The organism is Micromonospora solifontis (assembly GCF_003725545.1).
Taxonomy (GTDB): Bacteria; Actinomycetota; Actinomycetes; order Mycobacteriales; family Micromonosporaceae; genus Micromonospora; species Micromonospora solifontis.
This window is the reverse complement of the sequence record NZ_RJLN01000046.1, coordinates 26,075-43,556: the sequence shown is the minus strand read 5'-3', so window position 1 is coordinate 43,556 and position 17,482 is coordinate 26,075. Positions and strand designations below refer to the sequence as shown.

The 17,482-nt window shown below is 75.2% G+C and carries 24 protein-coding genes; 11 read left to right on the top strand and 13 right to left on the bottom strand.

All coding sequences use genetic code 11. From position 1 onward, the window contains the following. Positions 1–336, top strand: a 336-nt coding sequence (locus EFE23_RS29590) for a sigma factor (protein ID WP_309226208.1), incomplete at its 5' end; no start/stop codon positions are given. Continuing rightward, positions 293–577, top strand: coding sequence for a sigma factor-like helix-turn-helix DNA-binding protein (locus EFE23_RS29585; protein WP_309226207.1), 285 nt, complete (start codon positions 293–295; stop codon positions 575–577). The genes EFE23_RS29590 and EFE23_RS29585, both read left to right, overlap by 44 nt. 115 nt (positions 578–692) lie before the next feature. Here the strand turns inward: EFE23_RS29585 and EFE23_RS17080 are convergent, their stop codons facing one another. Then, positions 693–1,082: a hypothetical protein gene (locus EFE23_RS17080; protein ID WP_123241928.1), complete on the bottom strand. Its 390-nt coding sequence runs from the start codon at positions 1,080–1,082 to the stop codon at positions 693–695. A 407-nt stretch (positions 1,083–1,489) separates the two neighbouring features. On the opposite strand from EFE23_RS17080, the gene EFE23_RS17075 reads away from it, so the two are divergent. Next, on the top strand, positions 1,490–1,783 hold the full coding sequence (locus EFE23_RS17075) for a hypothetical protein (protein WP_123241927.1): 294 nt from the start codon (positions 1,490–1,492) through the stop codon (positions 1,781–1,783). Positions 1,784–1,838: 55 nt separating this feature from the next. Here EFE23_RS17075 and EFE23_RS29310 read toward each other — a convergent pair whose 3' ends face one another. From EFE23_RS29310 to EFE23_RS17060, 3 genes are all read right to left on the bottom strand, one after another. After that, positions 1,839–1,964 (bottom strand): hypothetical protein, encoded by a 126-nt coding sequence (locus EFE23_RS29310; RefSeq protein WP_255421149.1) that lies wholly within the window; start codon positions 1,962–1,964, stop codon positions 1,839–1,841. A 108-nt stretch (positions 1,965–2,072) separates the two neighbouring features. After that, positions 2,073–2,687, bottom strand: coding sequence for a dihydrofolate reductase family protein (locus EFE23_RS17065; protein WP_123241925.1), 615 nt, complete (start codon positions 2,685–2,687; stop codon positions 2,073–2,075). A gap of 115 nt (positions 2,688–2,802) precedes the next feature. Further along, the gene (locus tag EFE23_RS17060; RefSeq protein WP_123241924.1) at positions 2,803–3,033 is read right to left on the bottom strand and encodes a hypothetical protein; all 231 of its coding nucleotides are present in this window, start codon (positions 3,031–3,033) and stop codon (positions 2,803–2,805) included. Positions 3,034–3,132: 99 nt separating this feature from the next. On the opposite strand from EFE23_RS17060, the gene EFE23_RS17055 reads away from it, so the two are divergent. Beyond that, entirely contained in the window at positions 3,133–3,984 is an 852-nt protein-coding gene (locus EFE23_RS17055) for an alpha/beta fold hydrolase (protein ID WP_123241923.1), read from the top strand. 164 nt (positions 3,985–4,148) lie between these two features. Here EFE23_RS17055 and EFE23_RS17050 read toward each other — a convergent pair whose 3' ends face one another. Both EFE23_RS17050 and EFE23_RS17045 read right to left on the bottom strand, forming a co-directional pair. After that, entirely contained in the window at positions 4,149–4,667 is a 519-nt protein-coding gene (locus tag EFE23_RS17050) for a hypothetical protein (protein WP_123241922.1), read from the bottom strand. A 298-nt stretch (positions 4,668–4,965) separates the two neighbouring features. Beyond that, positions 4,966–6,114, bottom strand: coding sequence for a hypothetical protein (locus EFE23_RS17045; RefSeq protein WP_123241921.1), 1,149 nt, complete (start codon positions 6,112–6,114; stop codon positions 4,966–4,968). 90 nt (positions 6,115–6,204) lie between these two features. Here EFE23_RS17045 and EFE23_RS17040 point away from each other — a divergent pair, with 90 nt between their 5' ends. Continuing rightward, the gene (locus EFE23_RS17040; RefSeq protein WP_123241920.1) at positions 6,205–7,110 is read left to right on the top strand and encodes a septum formation family protein; all 906 of its coding nucleotides are present in this window, start codon (positions 6,205–6,207) and stop codon (positions 7,108–7,110) included. Here EFE23_RS17040 and EFE23_RS17035 read toward each other — a convergent pair. Beyond that, the gene (locus tag EFE23_RS17035) at positions 7,073–7,717 is read right to left on the bottom strand and encodes an RNA polymerase subunit sigma-70 (RefSeq protein ID WP_199737112.1); all 645 of its coding nucleotides are present in this window, start codon (positions 7,715–7,717) and stop codon (positions 7,073–7,075) included. The two genes, EFE23_RS17040 and EFE23_RS17035, sit on opposite strands and share 38 nt — an antisense overlap. Further along, positions 7,636–8,016: an NAD(P)-binding domain-containing protein gene (locus EFE23_RS17030; protein WP_158675877.1), complete on the bottom strand. Its 381-nt coding sequence runs from the start codon at positions 8,014–8,016 to the stop codon at positions 7,636–7,638. Before EFE23_RS17030 ends, EFE23_RS17035 begins: the two co-directional genes overlap by 82 nt. Before the next feature lie 186 nt (positions 8,017–8,202). Here EFE23_RS17030 and EFE23_RS17025 point away from each other — a divergent pair, with 186 nt between their 5' ends. The 4 genes from EFE23_RS17025 to EFE23_RS17010 all read left to right on the top strand — a co-directional run bounded on the left by EFE23_RS17025 (position 8,203) and on the right by EFE23_RS17010 (position 12,109). Then, positions 8,203–9,381 carry a sensor histidine kinase gene (locus EFE23_RS17025; protein ID WP_123241917.1) on the top strand — a complete coding sequence of 393 codons (1,179 nt, stop codon included), beginning with the start codon at positions 8,203–8,205 and terminating at the stop codon, positions 9,379–9,381. Between the two features lie 49 nt (positions 9,382–9,430). After that, positions 9,431–10,606 (top strand): hypothetical protein, encoded by a 1,176-nt coding sequence (locus EFE23_RS17020; protein WP_373684021.1) that lies wholly within the window; start codon positions 9,431–9,433, stop codon positions 10,604–10,606. After that, positions 10,576–11,292, top strand: a complete 717-nt coding sequence (locus tag EFE23_RS17015; protein WP_123241916.1) for a response regulator transcription factor — start codon at positions 10,576–10,578, stop codon at positions 11,290–11,292. The genes EFE23_RS17020 and EFE23_RS17015 overlap by 31 nt, the downstream gene beginning before the upstream one ends. Before the next feature lie 73 nt (positions 11,293–11,365). Continuing rightward, entirely contained in the window at positions 11,366–12,109 is a 744-nt protein-coding gene (locus EFE23_RS17010; protein ID WP_123241932.1) for a hypothetical protein, read from the top strand. A gap of 70 nt (positions 12,110–12,179) precedes the next feature. Here the strand turns inward: EFE23_RS17010 and EFE23_RS17005 are convergent, their stop codons facing one another. After that, complete coding sequence (locus EFE23_RS17005) at positions 12,180–12,929, bottom strand: lysophospholipid acyltransferase family protein (RefSeq protein ID WP_123241915.1); 750 nt, start codon at positions 12,927–12,929, stop codon at positions 12,180–12,182. Between the two features lie 122 nt (positions 12,930–13,051). Between EFE23_RS17005 and EFE23_RS17000 the strand changes: the two genes are divergently transcribed. Continuing rightward, positions 13,052–13,372 carry an alpha/beta hydrolase family protein gene (locus tag EFE23_RS17000; protein WP_233601028.1) on the top strand — a complete coding sequence of 107 codons (321 nt, stop codon included), beginning with the start codon at positions 13,052–13,054 and terminating at the stop codon, positions 13,370–13,372. Positions 13,373–13,390: 18 nt separating this feature from the next. Next, positions 13,391–13,783, top strand: coding sequence for a VOC family protein (locus tag EFE23_RS16995; protein ID WP_123241914.1), 393 nt, complete (start codon positions 13,391–13,393; stop codon positions 13,781–13,783). A gap of 52 nt (positions 13,784–13,835) precedes the next feature. Here EFE23_RS16995 and EFE23_RS16990 read toward each other — a convergent pair whose 3' ends face one another. From EFE23_RS16990 to EFE23_RS16975, 4 genes are all read right to left on the bottom strand, one after another. Beyond that, the gene (locus EFE23_RS16990; protein ID WP_123241913.1) at positions 13,836–15,899 is read right to left on the bottom strand and encodes an amylo-alpha-1,6-glucosidase; all 2,064 of its coding nucleotides are present in this window, start codon (positions 15,897–15,899) and stop codon (positions 13,836–13,838) included. Beyond that, positions 15,899–16,270, bottom strand: a complete 372-nt coding sequence (locus tag EFE23_RS16985) for an SCP2 sterol-binding domain-containing protein (protein ID WP_123241912.1) — start codon at positions 16,268–16,270, stop codon at positions 15,899–15,901. Before EFE23_RS16985 ends, EFE23_RS16990 begins: the two co-directional genes overlap by 1 nt. A gap of 185 nt (positions 16,271–16,455) precedes the next feature. Then, the gene (locus tag EFE23_RS16980) at positions 16,456–16,872 is read right to left on the bottom strand and encodes a CBS domain-containing protein (protein ID WP_123241911.1); all 417 of its coding nucleotides are present in this window, start codon (positions 16,870–16,872) and stop codon (positions 16,456–16,458) included. A gap of 87 nt (positions 16,873–16,959) precedes the next feature. Then, positions 16,960–17,400 carry a PPOX class F420-dependent oxidoreductase gene (locus EFE23_RS16975; RefSeq protein ID WP_123241910.1) on the bottom strand — a complete coding sequence of 147 codons (441 nt, stop codon included), beginning with the start codon at positions 17,398–17,400 and terminating at the stop codon, positions 16,960–16,962. Between the last annotated feature and the right edge of the window lie 82 nt (positions 17,401–17,482).

Sequence of the window (17,482 nt, the reverse complement as noted above, 5' to 3'; positions counted from 1 at the left end):
CTTAGAGACGACCGAGGCTCACCCTCCACGCCAGCCGACCAAGGGAGCACGATGCGGCCCGACCTCGAAAGGGAGTACGTCGAGTACGTACGGGCGCGGTTACCCCGCCTGCACCGCACGGCGTACCTGCTCTGCGCCGACGCCTTCCAGGCGGACGACATCGTCCAGGCCACCCTCACCGCGCTGTACGTGCACTGGAAGCGGGCCGCCGCCGCCGACAACCTCGACGGGTACGTGCACCGGATCCTGGTGCGGCGCTACCTCGACGAGCGGCGGCGCGGGTGGTCCCCGGGTGCTGCTCGGCGACCGCCTGCCGGACCTGCCCGACCCCGTTGAGCACGGGGTCGAGGAGCGGGACAGGCTGCTGACGGCGCTGCGCGCGCTGCCGAAGGGCCAGCGGGCCGTCGTCGTGCTGCGCTACTTCGGCGACCTGTCGGTGGAGGCGACCGCGGAAGCCCCCGGGTGCTCGGTCGGCAACGTCAAGAGCCAGTGCTCCCGGGGTCTCGCCGCGTTGCGCGCGGCGCTCGACGCGGGACGTCCGGCCACCGTCACACAGGGAGGGAGGACCCGGCCATGAACGACGAAGAGGAACTGCGGGACCGGCTGCGAGCGGTCGACGTACCGGCCACCCGGATCGAGATCGACGCACTGGTCCAGGCCGGTCGCCGGCGTGCCTTTCGCCGCCACTCGGTTCAGGGGGCCGGAGGCGTGGCGCTGGCGGCAGCCGTGCTCGCGGCGGTGCCGTCCATCGTGACCGCGGCGGGTACGCACCCCGGCGCGGCCCCGGCCGGCGGCCGGTCGGTCGCGGCGACCGCGTCGGCGGACGGGACCCCCACGGCGGCGGCCCGGACGACCTCGGCGCCCCGGACGACCCCGGCGGCCTCGGCCGGTGGGTGCCCGGCGACGGAGCTGCCCGTGCCGGCCGGGATGACGGATGTGACGGCCGGCGGGGTGGATCCGACCGGGCGGTACATCGTCGGCAACGCCGTGGTCGGGCAGGACTTCCGGCCGGTGCTGTGGACCGACGGCACGCCGCGGGCGTTGCCGGTGCCCGGCAGGTCGGTCCAGGTGACCGCCGTCAACGCCAGCGGGATCGCGGTGGGCCTGGTGGAGGACGGCGAGCAGGAGTACGTCTTCCGCTACGAAGACGGCGCGTACACGCGGCTGCGCACCCCGGCGGGGAAGTGGCACGTCTACCCGACCCCGGCGGTCAACGCGTCCGGCGACGTCGTCATCAACGCGGAGCCCCGGGGCAACTCGGGAGGCAAGGACAGCATCGTCCTGCTCTGGCGGGCGGGGTCCACGGCCGCGGTCAAGCTGCCGCTTCCCGCCGGCGCCAACGTCCACGCCATCACCGACGACGGGACGGTCGTCGGCGCGATGTACCGGAACGGTGTCGCGAAGGCGGCGTACGTCTGGGATCAGCGGGGCAGGGGCCGGAAGCTCGCCGTGCCGGCCGGCGAGACCGGTGCCGCCTACGCGGCCCAGGGTGTGCTGGGCGACGGGCGGCCTGTGGCCGTCCCGGTCGGCGGCGGTGTGGGACCTGCGGACCGGCAAGGTGACCCAGCTGCCCGTGGACGGTCCGGGAGAGGCGGTCAACGCCGCCGGCTGGGTCGTGGCGAACGGCGTCGTGCTGCGCGGCGGGGCCGCGGTCGAGCTGCAGGTGCCCGGCGGGCAGACCGGCCTGGCCGTGGCCGTGTCCGACACGGGCCTGGTCGTGGGGCACGTGCGTGCCGGCGACGCGGAGGTCCGGAACCTGGGCCCGCGCGTGTGGCGGTGCTGAACCCGCACCGCGACGGTTCGGCCGGTGGCGGTCACCGCCACCGGCCGGTCCGCGCTCAGCGCGCCGACAGCCGGGCCCGGAGCAGCGCCGCGCCGGCGTAGCCGAGCAGCAGCAGACCGGTGCCGGTGCCGACGACCAGGCCCGCCGACCCGGACGAGACCGAGCCCGGACGTGCCGCCATGTCGAACCCGCTCCCCCGCCGCCCACTGTGGACCGCCGGCCGGACGGTCCCGGCGATCCCACGTACGGCCGGCGGGTGGCTCCCATCCGTGGTCGGCGCCACGACGTGTCATTCCCCGACGGTGCCGAACGCCGGCGCGCCGGCGCTGTCGTACGTCAGCATGGTGACTCCGCTGCCGGAGGTGCGGCTGTCGGTGAGCCGCAGGCCGGCCGGCGGGACGCCGTCGGCGAAGAGTCGCTGCCCGCGGCCCAGGACCACCGGGAAGAGCAGCAGGTGGTACGTGTCGATCAGCCCTTCGCGGAGCAGCGACCGCACCAGGGAGCCGCTGCCGTGCACCTGGAGCTCGCCACCGGGGCGGTTCTTCAGCTCGGTGACCGCGGTGGCCAGGTCGCCGTCGAGGCGCTGCGAGCCCGACCAGGCCAGCTCGTCCGTCCGGTGGGTGGCGACGTGCTTGGGCAGCCGGTTCAGCGGGTTGTCGGGGCTGCCCTCGGCCGGGTCGGTGACGTGCGGCCAGTAGGCGGCCATGATGTCGTAGGTCCGGCGCCCGAGCAGCAGGGCGTCGGCCCGGTCGAGGATCTCACCCATCCACCCGCCGACGGTCTCGTCGAAGTGCGGCGGCAGCCAGCCGCCCAGGTCGAACCCGTTGCTGCGGTCCTCGTCCCGGCCGCCCGGGGCCTGCATGACGCCGTCGAGGGTCAGGAACGTGGTGACGGTGAGTCGCATGGCGCTGCTCCCTTCGGCTGGCCGGCCCGTTGCCGGCTCTCATCACGCCGACGGCCGGGGACCGCGGGATTCGACAGGCCTGCGGACGGAAATTTGTGACCCGGACCACACAGGCTCAGGGCCGGTGCGGCCGGTCGCCGGGGGCCGGCAGGGGCAGCACCCGTTCCTCGTGCACCTCGATCTCGGCGCGGAACCGGTGCGCGGCCGGATGCCAGATCTCGTCGAGCGGGCCCATCACGTCCCCGCCGACGCCGCGCCGGCGCACCCGCGACGCCAGCCACGACAGCAGCGACAGGACGACGGCGAGCGCGCCCACCACCAGCAGGATCGCCGCGAGTTCCGCCATCCGACCAGGATAGGGCCGGCGCCGCCGGGTCGGCTGCCCGAGGACCGGCCCGTTCCGCCGCCCCGGTCGCCGTCACCCCCGGTCGATAGGCTCCCGCGCATGGTTACCGAGACGGATGTCCGGCTCGACGACGGCCGCGTCCTGCACGTCTACGACACCGGCGGGGCGGACCGGCTCGCCGTGTTCTGGCAGCACGGCACGCCGAACATCGGCGCGCCGCCGGCTCCCCTCTTCGCCGCCGCCGACCGGCTCGGCCTGCGCTGGGTCTCCCACGACCGCCCCGGGTACGGCGGGTCGACGCCGGTTCCCGGGCGGCGCATCGCCTCGGCCGCCGCCGACGTCGCCGCGATCGCCGACGCGCTGGGCATCGCCCGGTTCGCGGTGATGGGCCACTCCGGCGGCGGTCCGCACGCCCTGGCCTGCGGCGCGCTCCTGCCGGAACGGGTGGTCGCGGTGGTCAGCGGTGCCGGGCTGGCGCCGTACGACGCCGAGGGGCTGGACTGGTTCGCCGGCATGGTGCCGTCCGGGGTGGCGTCGCTGCACGCCGCCGCCGCGGGGCGCGCGGCCAAGGAGGCGTACGAGTCCTCCGGCGCCGAATACGACCCCGGCTTCACCCCGGCCGACCTGGCCGAACTGCACGGAGCCTGGTCCTGGTTCGACAGTGTCGTCGGCCCGGCCATCCAGGCCGGTCCCGGCGGCCTCATCGACGACGACCTGGCGTACGTCGCGCCGTGGGGTTTCCGGCCCGATCAGGTGACGCCCCCGGTCCTGCTGCTGCACGGCGAGCGGGACGGGATCGTGCCGGCGACGCACGGCGCCTGGCTGGCCGGGCGCTGCCCCGCCGCCGAGCTGCGACGCTACCCGGAGGACGGGCACATCTCCGTGCTGCGGCAGGCCGAGCCGGCCCTGGCGTGGCTGCGCGACCGCGCCGACGAGGCGGACGCCCGTTAGCAGCGTTGCCGGGGTGGGGCGGCGGCCGTGGGACCGGCCGCCGCCCCGTCGCACCCTCGGGCGCGGATCGCGACGCCGCACGGAGGACCGGGGGGGGGAGGTCGTCCGGGTGGGGCCGCGGGCCGACGCCGGGCGGGCGGGGGGTGCCCGCCCGGCGTCGGAGGTCAGCTGGCCGGTCGGGCGGTCGGCTTGTGGCCGGCGTCCGGGGCGTGCGTCCGCGTGCTGCCGGCGCTGGTCGGCCGGGCGCCGGGCTTGCCCGTCGGGTGGCTCGGCGTGGCGGTCGGCCGGGCCGCCTGGCTCGGCCTGACCTTCTCGGCGGCGAGCAGCGTTTCGCAGTACGCCGCCACCTTCTCCCGGTCGCCGGCGGTGGTGATCAGCACGCGGAACGCCGGGTTCTCCAGCGCCTTGCCCGGGTTGTCACCCGCGCCGGCCGTGAACGCGTGGCAGAGGCCGACCAGGTTCGGCGAGGGATCGCCCTTGGCGCCGGCCGGGCCCTTGCCCTGGTCGGCCGCCTCGGACGGCTTGCCCGTGGCGTGGGCCGACGGGGTCGCGCCGGCCTCGGTGAGCGGGGTGGGCAGGGTGCCGGTCGCGGCGGCGAGCGCGACCCCACCGGTCGCGGTGACGGCGAGGACGGCCGTGCCGGCCTTGAGGGTGAGGAGTTTCGCGAGGGCGAACTTTGACATCGAACGGCTCCGTCTTGGGGTGGACATGGGATCTGCCGCCCGGCGTGCCTCCGGAACAGCGCGCCTCCCGGCGGGGGCCGGGACGCGGAACGTACGCACCGGACGATCCGGGGGCCGGCGGCCGGCTGTCCGGGCGGCGGCGTCACCGCTGGGTGAGCAGTCGGTCACGCCGGAGCCGCGCTGATCGTCGGCCCGGTACGTGCGTTCCGTGCCCCTCAGCGCCACCCCTGCGCCAGATGTCACACCGTCACGCCCGGGTGTCCCCGGCCTGACGGACAGCGACGGGTGCGGCGGCGGATCAGACCGTGCGCGGGCCGATGCCGTCGGCGGGCGCCGGGGCGACCAGGAGGCCGACCTGCCGCCCGATGAACCGGTACGCCACCTGCTTCGCCGCCCAGAGCAGGTGACCCCGGTCGGCCTCGACGACGCGGCGCCCATCGGCGTGCCCCACGCTGGTGAGCAGCACCCAGCTTCCGGTCGTGGAACTCACCGTGATGACGTCGCCCGGCACCCCGGTCGAGCCCACGTCGCGCCGCAGCGCCCCGCGCCGCTCGCGGGCCCGTTGCTCGCTCGGGAAGAGGACGGCCGCCAGGTGCACCACGGCGTCGCTGTCGTCGGTGGTGTAGCTGGCCCGCACCGTACGCACACAGCCCTCCAGCAGCCGGTCGTCAACGAGCAGGCCCGCGCAGCCGCGCAGGTCCCGGCCAGCGGTCCGGCTCAGGGTGTCCCCCGCCGACCGGAACGTCCGCTCGGGCAGCGCCGTCGCGAGGGTCACCGGCGCCGGTTCGGCCCGCGCCACCGCCACGGCGAGTGAACCGAGCAGCGTCACCGCGACGAGCGCGGCGACCGGGCGCGGTCCCCGCCCGTCGTCGGCCCGGCGGTTGGGTCGCCGGCCGGCGACCGTGACGGCGGCGACCGCCGCGAGCGCCACGGCGATTCCGGCCCAGCGGATCCCGGTTGCCAGCGCCGCCGCGGCCGGCCCGGCGAGGATCTCGGCCAGCGAGGAGTGCCTCCCGGGCACGTGCACCCAGGCCACCAGCCCGAGCGCGAGCCCGACGAGCACCGCCGCCACCCGGGCCGGCCGGCTGAGCCCGGACCAGAGCCGGACGGTGGTCGCCGCCCAGAGGGCCGGCAGTGCGATGAGCAGCCACCCCGCCACGGCCATCCCGGTGCCGGTGCAGCCGGTCAGCGCGCAGGCCTGCTCGTCCACCCGGGTCCGCAGCTCATCACCGACCGCGACGCGCAGCACCACGTACCCGATGAAGGCGAGCGGCAGGAGCAGCGCGGGCCGGCCGAGCGCGGTGGTGCCCGTCCGGGCCGCAGCGCCGGCCGGCCCGCCGGCCGGCGCGGGTCGCCCGGGCCCGGCGGACGGCCGGGCCGCCAGTTCCTCGCGCGCCCGGCCGACCAGGTCCTCGGATCGGCGACGCGCGCCGCCGCTGCCCCACATGTGAGCGAGGCTAGGACAGCCGGGCACGTCCGGAACCCGGGCACCCACCACCGTGACATATGCTGCCGCCGCGAGCGGGGGAGGCTGCACATGCGACGGTGTCGGACGGTCGGGGCGGCGGCCGCCCTGATCACGCTGGCGCTGGCCGGCTGCGGTACGCCGGACGGCCTGGACGGCGACCTGACCGACGACTGGCGGACGGTCGGCGCGGTCGTGCAGTTCACGCCGAAGGCGGGTGACTGCCACCTGATCGCCGATCCGACCAGCTACCTGAGCAGTTACCAGCCGGTGGACTGCGCGCGGGCGCACCTGGTGGAGACCTTCCACCTGGGCACGTTCACCGGCTCGCTGGCCGCACGGCCCACCCCGCCGAAGGTCGGGTCCGCGGTGTTGCGGCCCGCGTTCGGCGAGTGTGACGCGAAGGCGACGGCCTTCGTCGGCGGTGACTGGCGGGGCGCCCGGCTGACCGTTCAGGTCGTCCCGCCGTCGCCCACCGGGTGGCGGGGCGGTGCCCGCTGGTTCCGCTGCGACCTGTACGAACTGAACGCCGTCGACGGCGACCCCCGCTACGCCCACGGTCAGAGCGACATCGCGACCCAGCACAGTGGCAGCCTGCGGGGCGCGCTGGCGGGAGCGTCGCCGCTGGCGTACGGCTGTCTGACGACAACGTCGTGGGGCAGCTTCCTGCAGACCTCCTGCCGGAAGAGCCACCAGTACGAGTACGTCGGCACGTGGCGTGCGCCGGACGGCCGGTTCGAGGACGCCGACCGGGACAGCGGCTCGCTCCACGCCCGGTGCCGGACACTGGTCGCCCGGTATGCGAAGGTCCCGGTCGACCGCGCGCTGCCCTACCGGACCGGCACGGCGTTCCGGCTGCCGTCGGAGGAGGCGTGGGCGCGCGGTGACCGGGGGATCCGCTGCTTCTACTGGTCGAGTGGGAAGTCGGTGACCCGCTCGATCAGGGGCGGCGGCCCGAAGGTGCTGCCGGCGCGGTGACCGGCGCGCGGGCGGGCAGCGCGGCCAGCCCGAACGCGGCGAAGACCGCCGGGTCCTGGAAGACCACGTTGCGGCTGATCCGTCCGCCCCGGACGGTGAGCACCTGCACCGTGTGCGGCAGGTACGCGTCCCCGTCCCGCACGTACGCGGCCAGCGCGGGCTGCCCGTTCGCGGCGGTGGGCAGCAGCCGCCAGTCGGTGCCGCGCAGCGCGAGGATCCGGGCGATGAACCGGCCGTAGCGCTCGCGGCCGACGTACCAGTTGAGCACCGGCGGCATCTCCAGCACCGCGTCGTCGGTGAGCAGCCGGGTCAGCGCCGCCACGTCGGCCCGCTCGAACGCCGCCACGTACCGGTCCAGCAGCGCCCGCTGCGCGGGGTCGACCGGCTCGGCGACCTGCTCCTCACGGACGGCCACCGCGCCGAGTCGGGCCCGGGCCCGTTGCAGCCCGCTGTTCACCGCGGCGGGGGTGGTGGCCAGGGCCTCGGCGACCTCGGCGGCGGACCAGTCGAGGACCTCCCGCAGGATCAGGATGGCCCGTTGCCGGGGTGGCAGCAGCTGCATCGCGGCGACCAGGGCGAGCCGCAGGCTGCCCCGCGCGGCCACCACGGCCGCCGGGTCGAGAGGGTGTCCGGGTCCGCGCCGGAGGCCACCCCGTCCGGGCCGAGCAGCACCTGCTCGACGGCGTCCGGGTCGGCCAGCATCAGCACCACCACGTCCCGGCCGGCCGCGGCGGCGGCCGCCGTCTCCGCCACCCTGGCGCCCTCGCCGGCCAGGGCGTCGGCCTTGCCCCGGGTACGGTTCCAGACGGTCAGGTCGTGCCCGGCCCGGAGCACGTGCCGGGCCATCGGCGTGCCCATCCGACCGAGTCCGAGGAAGGCGACCCGGAGTCGCATGTTGTCAGCCATGCCGGCAGTCAACCGCATGACCGGCCGGTACGCCCGCCAACCGGCCGGTCCCGCGGGCGTTCCCGTGCGGGACAGCGACGCGCCGCGTACCGAGGGTGACCAGTTGCGGTCCGGCATGCTATTCTCCGGCGTCGATCTAGGCCGTGCGGACCCGACCGGGTCGCTGCCGGAAGGACACCTCCCCCGATGCCGGTCGTAGCCGCCACGACCCCGCCGCCGGGTCCGCTGGAGCGGCCGGCCGGCGGCGCGTTCACGCTGATCTTCACCACCCTGCCGGCGCTGCTGCGGTTGACCTGCGGGCTGGCCGCCGCGGCGCCGGCCCTGGCGGTGCGTACCCCGCCGGTGCGGGTGGCGCTGCTGGTGCCGGCGGTCGTCGCCCTGACCGCCTGGTCCGTCTGGTACGCGGCCCGCGCGCTGCGGCACGGCATCGGCCCCGCCCTGGTCACCGGCGACGTCGCGCTCGCCACCCTGGCGACGCTGGCGATCCCCTGGCTGGTCGCGCCGGAGGTGCTGCCCGGCGAGGGGAGCTGGATCGCGGTGCTGGCCAGCACCACGGTGATCAACGCGCAGGCCACCGCTCCGGCGCGCTGGTCGGTTCCGGCCGGGCTGCTGGTCACCACCGGGTACGTCGGGGGCGCGACGGCCGCCGGCAACCCGGCCGAGGCGCGGGCGCACGCCGCCACCCTGCTGGTGCAGACCGGCTGCGCGGCGGTGATGACCGCGGTGATGCGGCACCGGCTCGGGCGGGCGGACGCGGGCTTCGCCGACTACCAGCGGCTGATCCGTGAGGCGGTGATGGCCCGGGCCGCCCGCGAGGCCGAACGGCGGCAGAACCGCGACCTGCACGACACGGTGCTGGCGACGCTGACCATGGTGGGCCTCGGTGCCGTGTCCGGCCGCTCGGCCTCGCTGCGCGAGCGCTGCGCGGCGGACCTGCGTACCCTCGCGGCCCTGGCCGACGCCCGCGCGGCGCCCCCGACCGGCGCGGCGGCGCTGGACGACCGGCTGCGGGCCGCGCTCGCCCGGACGCCGGAGCTGGCGGTGACCACGACCCTGGCACCGTGCACGGTGCCGGCGGAGGTGGCCGACGCGCTGGCCGACAGCGCCGCCGCGGCCCTGGCGAACGTGGCCCGGCACGCGCCGGGCGCGGCCGTCACGCTGCGCCTCAGCCGGGTCGCGGACACCGTCGTGGTCGAGGTGGCCGACGACGGTCCGGGTTTCGACCCGACCACCGTCCCGGCCCATCGGTACGGGCTGCGCGAGTCGATCCACGGCCGGATGTCCACCGTGGGCGGCCGGGCAGAAGTGACCTCCGCCCCGGGTGCCGGCACCCGGGTCCGGTTGGAGTGGTCGGGTGTCGACTGAATCCGGTACGGCGCTGACCCCCGCCGCACCCGGCCCGGCCGCCGGGGCGCTGCGCCGGGCGGTCCGCCTCCGCGCGCCGGGATGGCTCGCGCTGGCGGCGGACGGGCCGGCGGACCCGTCCGTGGCGAGCGCCGTCGCACACGCCTCCGACCGGGGCGCCCGGATCGTGGCGCTCATCATCGCGCTGGCCTGGCACCTGGCCATCAGCCTGCCGGCGATGCTCTCGGCCGGGCCGGGGATGGCCGCCCCGGCGGTGGTCGCCGCCGGCTGGCTGGTGACCGCGGCGGTCGGCGTCGGGTCCGGCGTACGCCTGCTCCGCGGCGGGTTGCCCCCGGCCCGGCGGCTGGCCGCGGTGCTGCTGGTGGTCGACGCCGCGGTCGTCGCGGCGGCCGGCGAGCGGTACCTGTTCACCGCGGCGAACTGGGTGTGGAGCGGGCTGGCCTGGTTCTTCCTGCTGGTGCTCTGGCGGCGGCCGGTGTCGTGGCTGCTCGCGCTGCTCGGCGCGCACGCGGCGATCGCGCTGGGCGCGGTGCTCGGCTTCGGCGCCACCGCCGCGGCCGACCTCACCCGGTACGCGATGTACCTCTACGGCACCTCCTCGCTGCCCGTGGCGGTCTTCGTCGGCGCGGCGGCCATCGCCGCGCTGGCCCGGGGCCGGGCCCGCACCGCCGCGGCGGCCCTGGCGGTCCAGGCGGAGCGGGACGCGGCGGAACGGGCCCGACGGGAGCGGCAGGACCGGCTGGCGCTGGTCAGCGGCACCGCCGAGGAGGTGCTCTCAGCCCTCGCCACCGGTGACGCCGACCCGGCCGACCCGGAGCTGCGCCGACGCTGCGTGCTGGCGGCGGCCCGGCTGCGCCGGCTCATCGCCGAGTCGGACGACGTGCCGGACCCGCTCCTGCACGAGCTGCGCGCCGCCGCCGACCTGGCGGAACGCAAGGGGGTGCCGATCGAACTGGTCGCCGTCGGCACCCCGCCGGAGCTGCCCGTCGAGGTACGCCGGCGGCTCGCCGACCCGCTCACCGCGGCGCTCGCCGACGCCCGCGGCACGGCCCGGCTCACCGTGGTCGCCGGACCGGACGAGGTGGTGGTCAGCCTGGTCACGCCCGACCACGATGGGCCGGACGGGACCGGCCCGCCGATCGCGGACACGGACGGGCCGGTGGAACACGTGCACGAGCGGAACGGGGAGATCAGATGGACGCAGACCCGGTGGCGGCGGACGTGACCGGCGGCCGGCCGATCGGGGTGGCCATCGTGGACGACCACCCGGTGGTGATCGAGGGGGTCCGCGCCTGGCTGGCCAGCGAGCCGGGGCTGCGCGTACTGGCCATGGGAGACGATCCGGACGAGGTGCTGCGGCTCGCCCCGAGTGCCGACGTGGTCCTGCTCGACCTGCGGCTGCACGGGCGGATGGCGCTCGACAAGCTGGCCGAGCTGAGCGCCGCCGGGCACCGGGTGGTGGTCTACTCCGAGCACACCGAACCGGAGACCATGCTCGCCGCGCTGGACGCCGGGGCGGTGGCGTTCCTGGCCAAGCACGAGGGGCGCGAGCACTGCGTGGCGACCGTGCTGGCCGCGGCGACCGACCGTCCGTACGTGCCGCCCACGCTGGCCGGGGCGATGGTGGGCGACCCCCGCCCGGACCGGCCGACCCTGTCCGACAAGGAACGTGAGGCCCTGCTGCTGTGGTTCCAGTCCATGTCGAAGGCGTCGGTGGCCCGCCGGATGCGGATCAGCGAGCACACCGTGAAGCAGTACGTGGACCGGGCGCGGATCAAGTACACCCGGGCGGGCCGGCCGGCCGCCACGAAGGCGGCCCTGCTCGCCCGGGCGATCGAGGACGGGCTCGTCCGGCCGGAGGAGATCGGCATCTACCGGTCACAGGCACAGACCGACCGGCCGACCCCCTAACGGGTGTCATGACAGCCAGTGTGGTGTGCGACACGCTTTACGTACCGCAACCGTCCCACGGGAGGTCGTGACCGTGCAGGAGGACGCAGCTCCCTTCTTCATCGGGCCGCACCGCTTCGACGCGGAGGACGACCCCACCCGTCCCGTGCTCGACCGGCGGTACGCGCTGGTCCCCGAGCCGGGCGAGCAGCTGCTCGAGCAGCACCGGATCCGGGTGGCCGGGCACCTGCTGGGCCCCACCGAGAGCGACCGGGCGTGGAGTCTTCCCGGCCCGGCGACGGTGACCGTGACCGACCGCCGGCTCGCGTACGTCTGCACCGGCTCGGAGCTGTCCCCGGTCCCCGGGCGGGACGGCCGGACGGGCGCCCGGCACCGGCGCCTGGTCCGGCTGTCCCGCCTGGTCAGCGGGCAGATCCGCTGGCAGTGGCCGTCCCGGCTGGAGCTGGTCGACGGCCCGGACGGCGGGGCCGAGCTGCTGGTGGTCTGCGACGCGCTGCGCACCATCCGGCAGCCGGCGCTCGCCCTGGCCGGCCCGGGCACCCTGATCACCGCGCTGGCCCGGCAGGTCCGCCGGTCCGTGGCGGCGTTCCGGCTGGTGCATCCGGAACTGGTGGACCTCTCCCCGCCCGAGCGGGACACCCTGCTGCTGCGGGTCGGCGGCGCGCCGGAGCCCGCGCGGGGCGCGGTCACCCTGCCGGGTTCGCTGCCGGTGGAGTTCCTGTCCCGGGACGACTACTACCGCCCGGCCGGTGCGGAGACCTCGGCCTGGCCAGACCAGGCGTCCGACGCCCGTGGCCGCCCCGGCTCGGCCTGCTGACCCACCCGACCACCACCGGCCCCACCTGGACGGCACGGGCGGGACTGAGGGGCGTGGGCGGGGCGCGGGCTCAGGAGGTGGCCGCGCGGCGGCCCGAGCGGTCCAGCTCCGCGGCCTCCTCGGGGGTGGGCGCGGCGCCGCCGAGGTGCGCCGGCTGCCACCAGGCGTCGTCCGCGTCGGCGGGCTGCTCCGGGTACTCCCGCTGGGCCCGGTCGACCAGTGCGGCCAGCCGGTTGCGCAGCTCGGCGGTCATGGTGTTGGCGTCCGGGTACGCGGCCGGGTCCATCGGCTCGCCGACCAGGACGGTGATCGGGGTGTGCCGGCGGGTCAGGGTGCGGGGTCGGCCCTTGGTCCAGAGTCGCTGGGTGCCCCAGAGCGCGACCGGCAGCAGCGGCACCGCGGCCTCCTGCGCCATCCGGGCGGCGCCGTTCTTCAGGCCCTTGACGGTGAAGGAGCGGCTGATGGTGGCCTCCGGGAAGACCCCGACCACCTCGCCCCGGCGCAGCGCGCCGACCGCCGTGGCGTACGACCCCGCGCCGGCCGCCCGGTTCACCGAGATGTGCTTCATGCCGCGCATCAGCGGGCCGGAGACCTTGTGCCGGAAGACAGAGTCCTTCGCCATGAACCGGACCAGGCGGCGGGACTCCAACGCCCCGTACCCGCAGAAGATGAAGTCCAGGTAGCTGACGTGGTTGCTGGCCATGACGGCACCGCCGGTACGCGGCACGTGATGGCTGCCCTCGACGGTCAGGCGAAGGTCGAGGACCCGGAACATCGTCCTGGCGGCGGCGATCACGGGCGGGTACACGAGTTCCGGCATCCGCCAACTTTACCCCGAGTAGGTTACCCGACCGTAGGGGCGAACGGTGGCGCCGGCCACCCGCCGTCTGCCCTCGGCAGAGCGGAGTCGCGGGCGGCACCGCGAGCGGACACCATGGCGGGATGACGAAACGCGCGGTGCTGCTCTGGATCCACGGGGGGCGACTCGGCCGGCGCGATGCTGGCCCTGCACCTCGCCCTGCGCGGGTCGACGCGACCGTCGCCACCCACCTCGGCACCCGGGTGCCGGTGCTGCTCGTGCACGGCCGGGAGGACGCGTCGGTGCCCGCCGGCCAGGCGCTCGAACTGGCGCGCCGGCTGCTCGCCGCGGGCCATCCCGCGCACGCCTGGCTCACCCACGGCGGGCACGCCCTCGACCTGGCCCGGCCGGACATCCGGGCGGTCACCGCCGCGTTCCTGGACACCGTCCTGCGGGTCGGTTGAGCCGACTACGGTCAGGGCATGCCCGACCTCGCCGCGATCGTCATCCACTGCCGCGACCCGTACCTGCTCGCCCCGTTCTGGAGCGCGGTGACCGGGCTGCCCGTGGTCGACGAGGACCGGGCGAAGCTCGCCGAACGCTCGCTCGCCCCGACCGAGGCGGTGCTGCTGCGGGACCCGTCCGGGCACCGGCCGGACATCTGGATCAGTCCCGCCGAGGACCTGCCCGCCGCCGGCCGGATCCACCTCGACCTGGTCGGCGACGCGGAGGAGCGGGCGGCGGTGCTGGAGGCGGGCGCGACCGTGGTCCGCGAGCTGCCCCGGTGGACCGTGCTGGCCGACCCGGAGGGGAACGAGTTCTGCCTGCTCCCCCGCACGGAGGCGCACGCCGACCCGCTGCTGGCCGGCCACTGAGCGGGCGGCGCCGTCGACCCGTGGGTCGACGGCGCCGCCGGCACCGGCCGCCTCAGCCGGCGGCCACGTCGTCCAGCTTCAGCCGGCCCCGGGCGAAGGCGTCCACCCGGCCCCACCGGCCGGGAATGTCCAGCACCTCGATCCGGCCCATGCCCACCGGCAGCCGCGGGTCGACCGCCAGGTGCCCCTCGTGCGGCTCCAGCCCGAGCATGGTACGGATCAGCAGCAGCGGGGTACCGGTGGACCAGGCCTGCGGGCTGCACGCCGTCGGGTACTCCACCGGGAACTTGGTCAGCTCCCGCTGGTACCCGCCGAACGCCTCCGGCAGCCGGCCGTCGAAGTACCGCGCCGCGTCCAGGATGCCGCTGGCGATGGTCGCGGCCTCCTCCGCGAAGCCGTAGCGGCGCAGTCCCCAGGCGACGAAGGAGTTGTCGAACGGCCAGATCGTGCCGTTGTGGTAGCCGATCGGGTTGTAGCGGACCTCGCCCTCGGCCAGCGTGCGCACCCCCCAGCCGGACCAGAGCCGGGGCCCCACCAGATGCTCGGCGACCTTCGCCGCCCGCTCGTCGTCGACGATGCCGCTCCACAGCAGGTGCCCCATGTTGGAGCTGAGCACGTCGCACCGCCGGCCGTTGGGGTCCAGGGCGAGGGCGTAGAACTCGCCGTCCGGCACCCACCAGTCCCGGTTGAACCGCTCCTTCAGCGCCGCGGCCTCCCGCTCCAACTGGTCGGCGTACGCCGGGTCGTCCCAGAACTCCCGGGCCAGCCGGGCGGCCCGCACCTTCGCGTCGTACGCGTACCCCTGCACCTCGCAGGTGGCCCGGGGGAACGGCGGCAGCGTGCCGTCGGAGTACGAGATGGAGTCCCAGGAGTCCTTCCAGCACTGGTTCTCCAGGCCGGTGTCGGTGTTGCGGCGCTCGTACCAGATGTAGCCGTTGCCGACCAGGTCGGCGTAGTCGTCGATCCAGTGCAGCGCCGCCCGGCACTCGTGTTCCAGCTCCTTGACCAGCGCGATGTCGCCGGTCCACTTCTCGTACTCGTCGAGCAGCACCACGAACAGCGGCGTGGCGTCCACCGAGCCGTAGTACGGCGAGTGCGGCTGCTCCTCGAAGGCGGACGTCTCTCCGTACCGCATCTCGTGCAGGATGCGGCCCGGGTCCTCGTCGCGGAAGTCGTCGAACCGGGTGCCCTGCAACGCGGCGAGGATCCGCAGCGTGGTCTTGGACATGTCCGGCGCGAACGGCAGCACCTGGAGGCAGGTCAGGATGCTGTCCCGGCCGAACATGGTCATGAACCAGGGCAGGCCGGCGGCGGGCAGCGTCTGCCCGCCGAGGGAGAGCGGCGAGAACCGCAACGCGGCCAGGTCGATCAGGCTGCGCCGGTAGGTGGATCCGAGCTGCTCGTGCTCGGTGTTCACCTTCGGCGCCTTGGCGATCCACTCCTCCAGGTCGTGCTGGAGGGCCAGCCGCTCGGTCCCGTGCGCGCGCAGCCCCATCCGCAGGTCCCGACCGCCCGGGCCGACCGCGAAGGTCTGCACGTCGATGGCGGTTTCCCACTGCTCGTTGGGTTCCAGGTGGAGGGTGAAGGCGAAGCCCTCGCGGTCGTACCGGGCCGGCCGGGAGCAGGTGATCACGGTCTCCCGCCGGAAGTTCCCGCGCCGGTAGCCGAGCCGCAGCCGGTCCGCCTCGGCCTCGCTGTAAAGCTCACCCTTCTTGTTCAGGATCTCGTCCTTGACCTGGAAGAGGTCGGCGAAGTCGGAGGCCGCGGCCATCCGCACCTCCAGGTCCACCGCCTTCTCGTCGTGGTTGAGGATGGTCAGGGTCTCGCGGAAGCTGCCGCCCACCGCCCGCTCCCGGATGATCGACAATTTCGCGTCGACGTAGTGCGTGGCCATGCCGGGGACCAGGAAGAACCGCGCCTCGTAGTACTGGAGGTCGTCGTAGGAGAGGGCATTGAGCCGCTCGCCGTTGACGGTCAGCACCCAGCGGGACAGGAACCGGGTGTCGATGGAGAAGAGGCCGGTCGGCTCGCTCGGGGTGGCCTCGATGTCCCCGGTGTCCTCGGAGACCACGAAGGTGTTGCCGTCGAGGATCCGGACGGTATTGGTGTCGGCCATCAGAGTCCCTCCCTCCGGAACGCGTGGTGCGGCCCACGGGAGTCCGGTGGGCCGGGGAAGAGCCGTTCGACCTGGAGCACCAGCCGCAGGTCGCCGGCCACGGTCATGTCGCCGCGCAGGAGGGCCGCGATGCCGTTCTCCTTGCCGCAGACCAGCTCGTCGAAGAGCCGGGGCCCGGTCCCCACCACCGTGTCCGCCTCCCGGTCCTCCTGCCGGACCTGGAGCTTGCCCCGATCGATCTCCAGCAGCCAGTGCGTCGTGTGGGCCCCCTCGTGCAGGTCGAAACGCAGGGTTCCGGCGGTCTTCGCCAACAGGGGCTCGAACCCCCGCCGGTCGAGGTCCTCGAAGAACCTCATGGTCGCGTCCACCATCGGTTCCACTCCTCCCGGGATGCGCGGCGTGGCGTCCGAGGAGGGGTCCCCGCCGGGTACGGGGTCAACCTCGCCCGGTTCGGGTGAGTCGTGCGCGGCGACGCCGTCGCCACGGGCGGTGACGTCCGGCGGGGACGCGAACGCCGACCCCCGAACCGGAGGTCGGCGTCACCGCGGCGGGCAGGTCAGTTGTTGGGTTCGTCGGCGCTGATGTCGGCGAGCACCGACTGGGGTTCCCGTTCGACGGCGAGGTCGCCCATGGAGACCAACCCGACCAGCCGGCCGTCGTCGATCACCGGCAGCCGCCGTACGGCGTACGTCCGCATCAGGTCCGCGGCGGCGACCGCGTCGTCGTACTGGCTCACCGTCACCACGTCCTTGCTGGTGATCTGGTTGAGCCGGGTGGTGCTGGGGTCCATGTTCTCGGCGACGCCGCGGACCGTGATGTCCCGGTCCGTGACGATGCCGACCACGTTGTCGCCGTCGGTCACCACCACGTCGCCGATGGCGCTGTCGCGCATCTCCTGCGCCGCGGCGGTGAGGGTGTCGTTGCCGTCCATCGTCACCAACCGGGTCGTCATGAACTCTCCGACCGTTGTCATGGTGCTCCCCTCTCGGTGTCGGCACCGCGGTCTACCCGCCGCCCGGGCCGGGGTAACCGGGCCGGCGGGGCGGTGACGCCGCGGCCGTCAGCCGCGCGGCGGCATCCCGTAGACCCGCTCGACATGCAGCCGGAGCACGAGGCGGCGCTCGGCGACCATGGCCCGCCGGAAGTCGTCCCAGTCCGGGTGTTCGCCCTGCACCGCCCGGTAGAGCCCGACGAGTTCCTCGACGGTCGGGTCGTCCGGCCGCTCGGCCACCGGGGTCAGCTCGGCCCGGGCCTCCGCCACCGCGTACGCCCAGCCGTCCGCGCTGCTGACGTGGAAGCTGGCCCGGGGATCCCGGCGCAGGTTGGCGGTCTTGGCCCGCCCGTCGGTGACCGAGACGCGGATCAGGCCGGCCCCGCGGTCGAAGGAGTAGATCACATTGGACAGCTGCGGCCGGCCGTCCCGCTTGAGCGTGGCAAGCACCCCGAGCCGCCCACCAGCGATGAGCCCGGTCAGCCCCCGCTGAGCCCGCTCGCCATCCATGACAACCTCCCGTTTCAACATGTCGTCCCCACCGTCGCCGATCTTGCACTGCTGGTGCCGGCAAATGGCGCAAAGGCCGCGG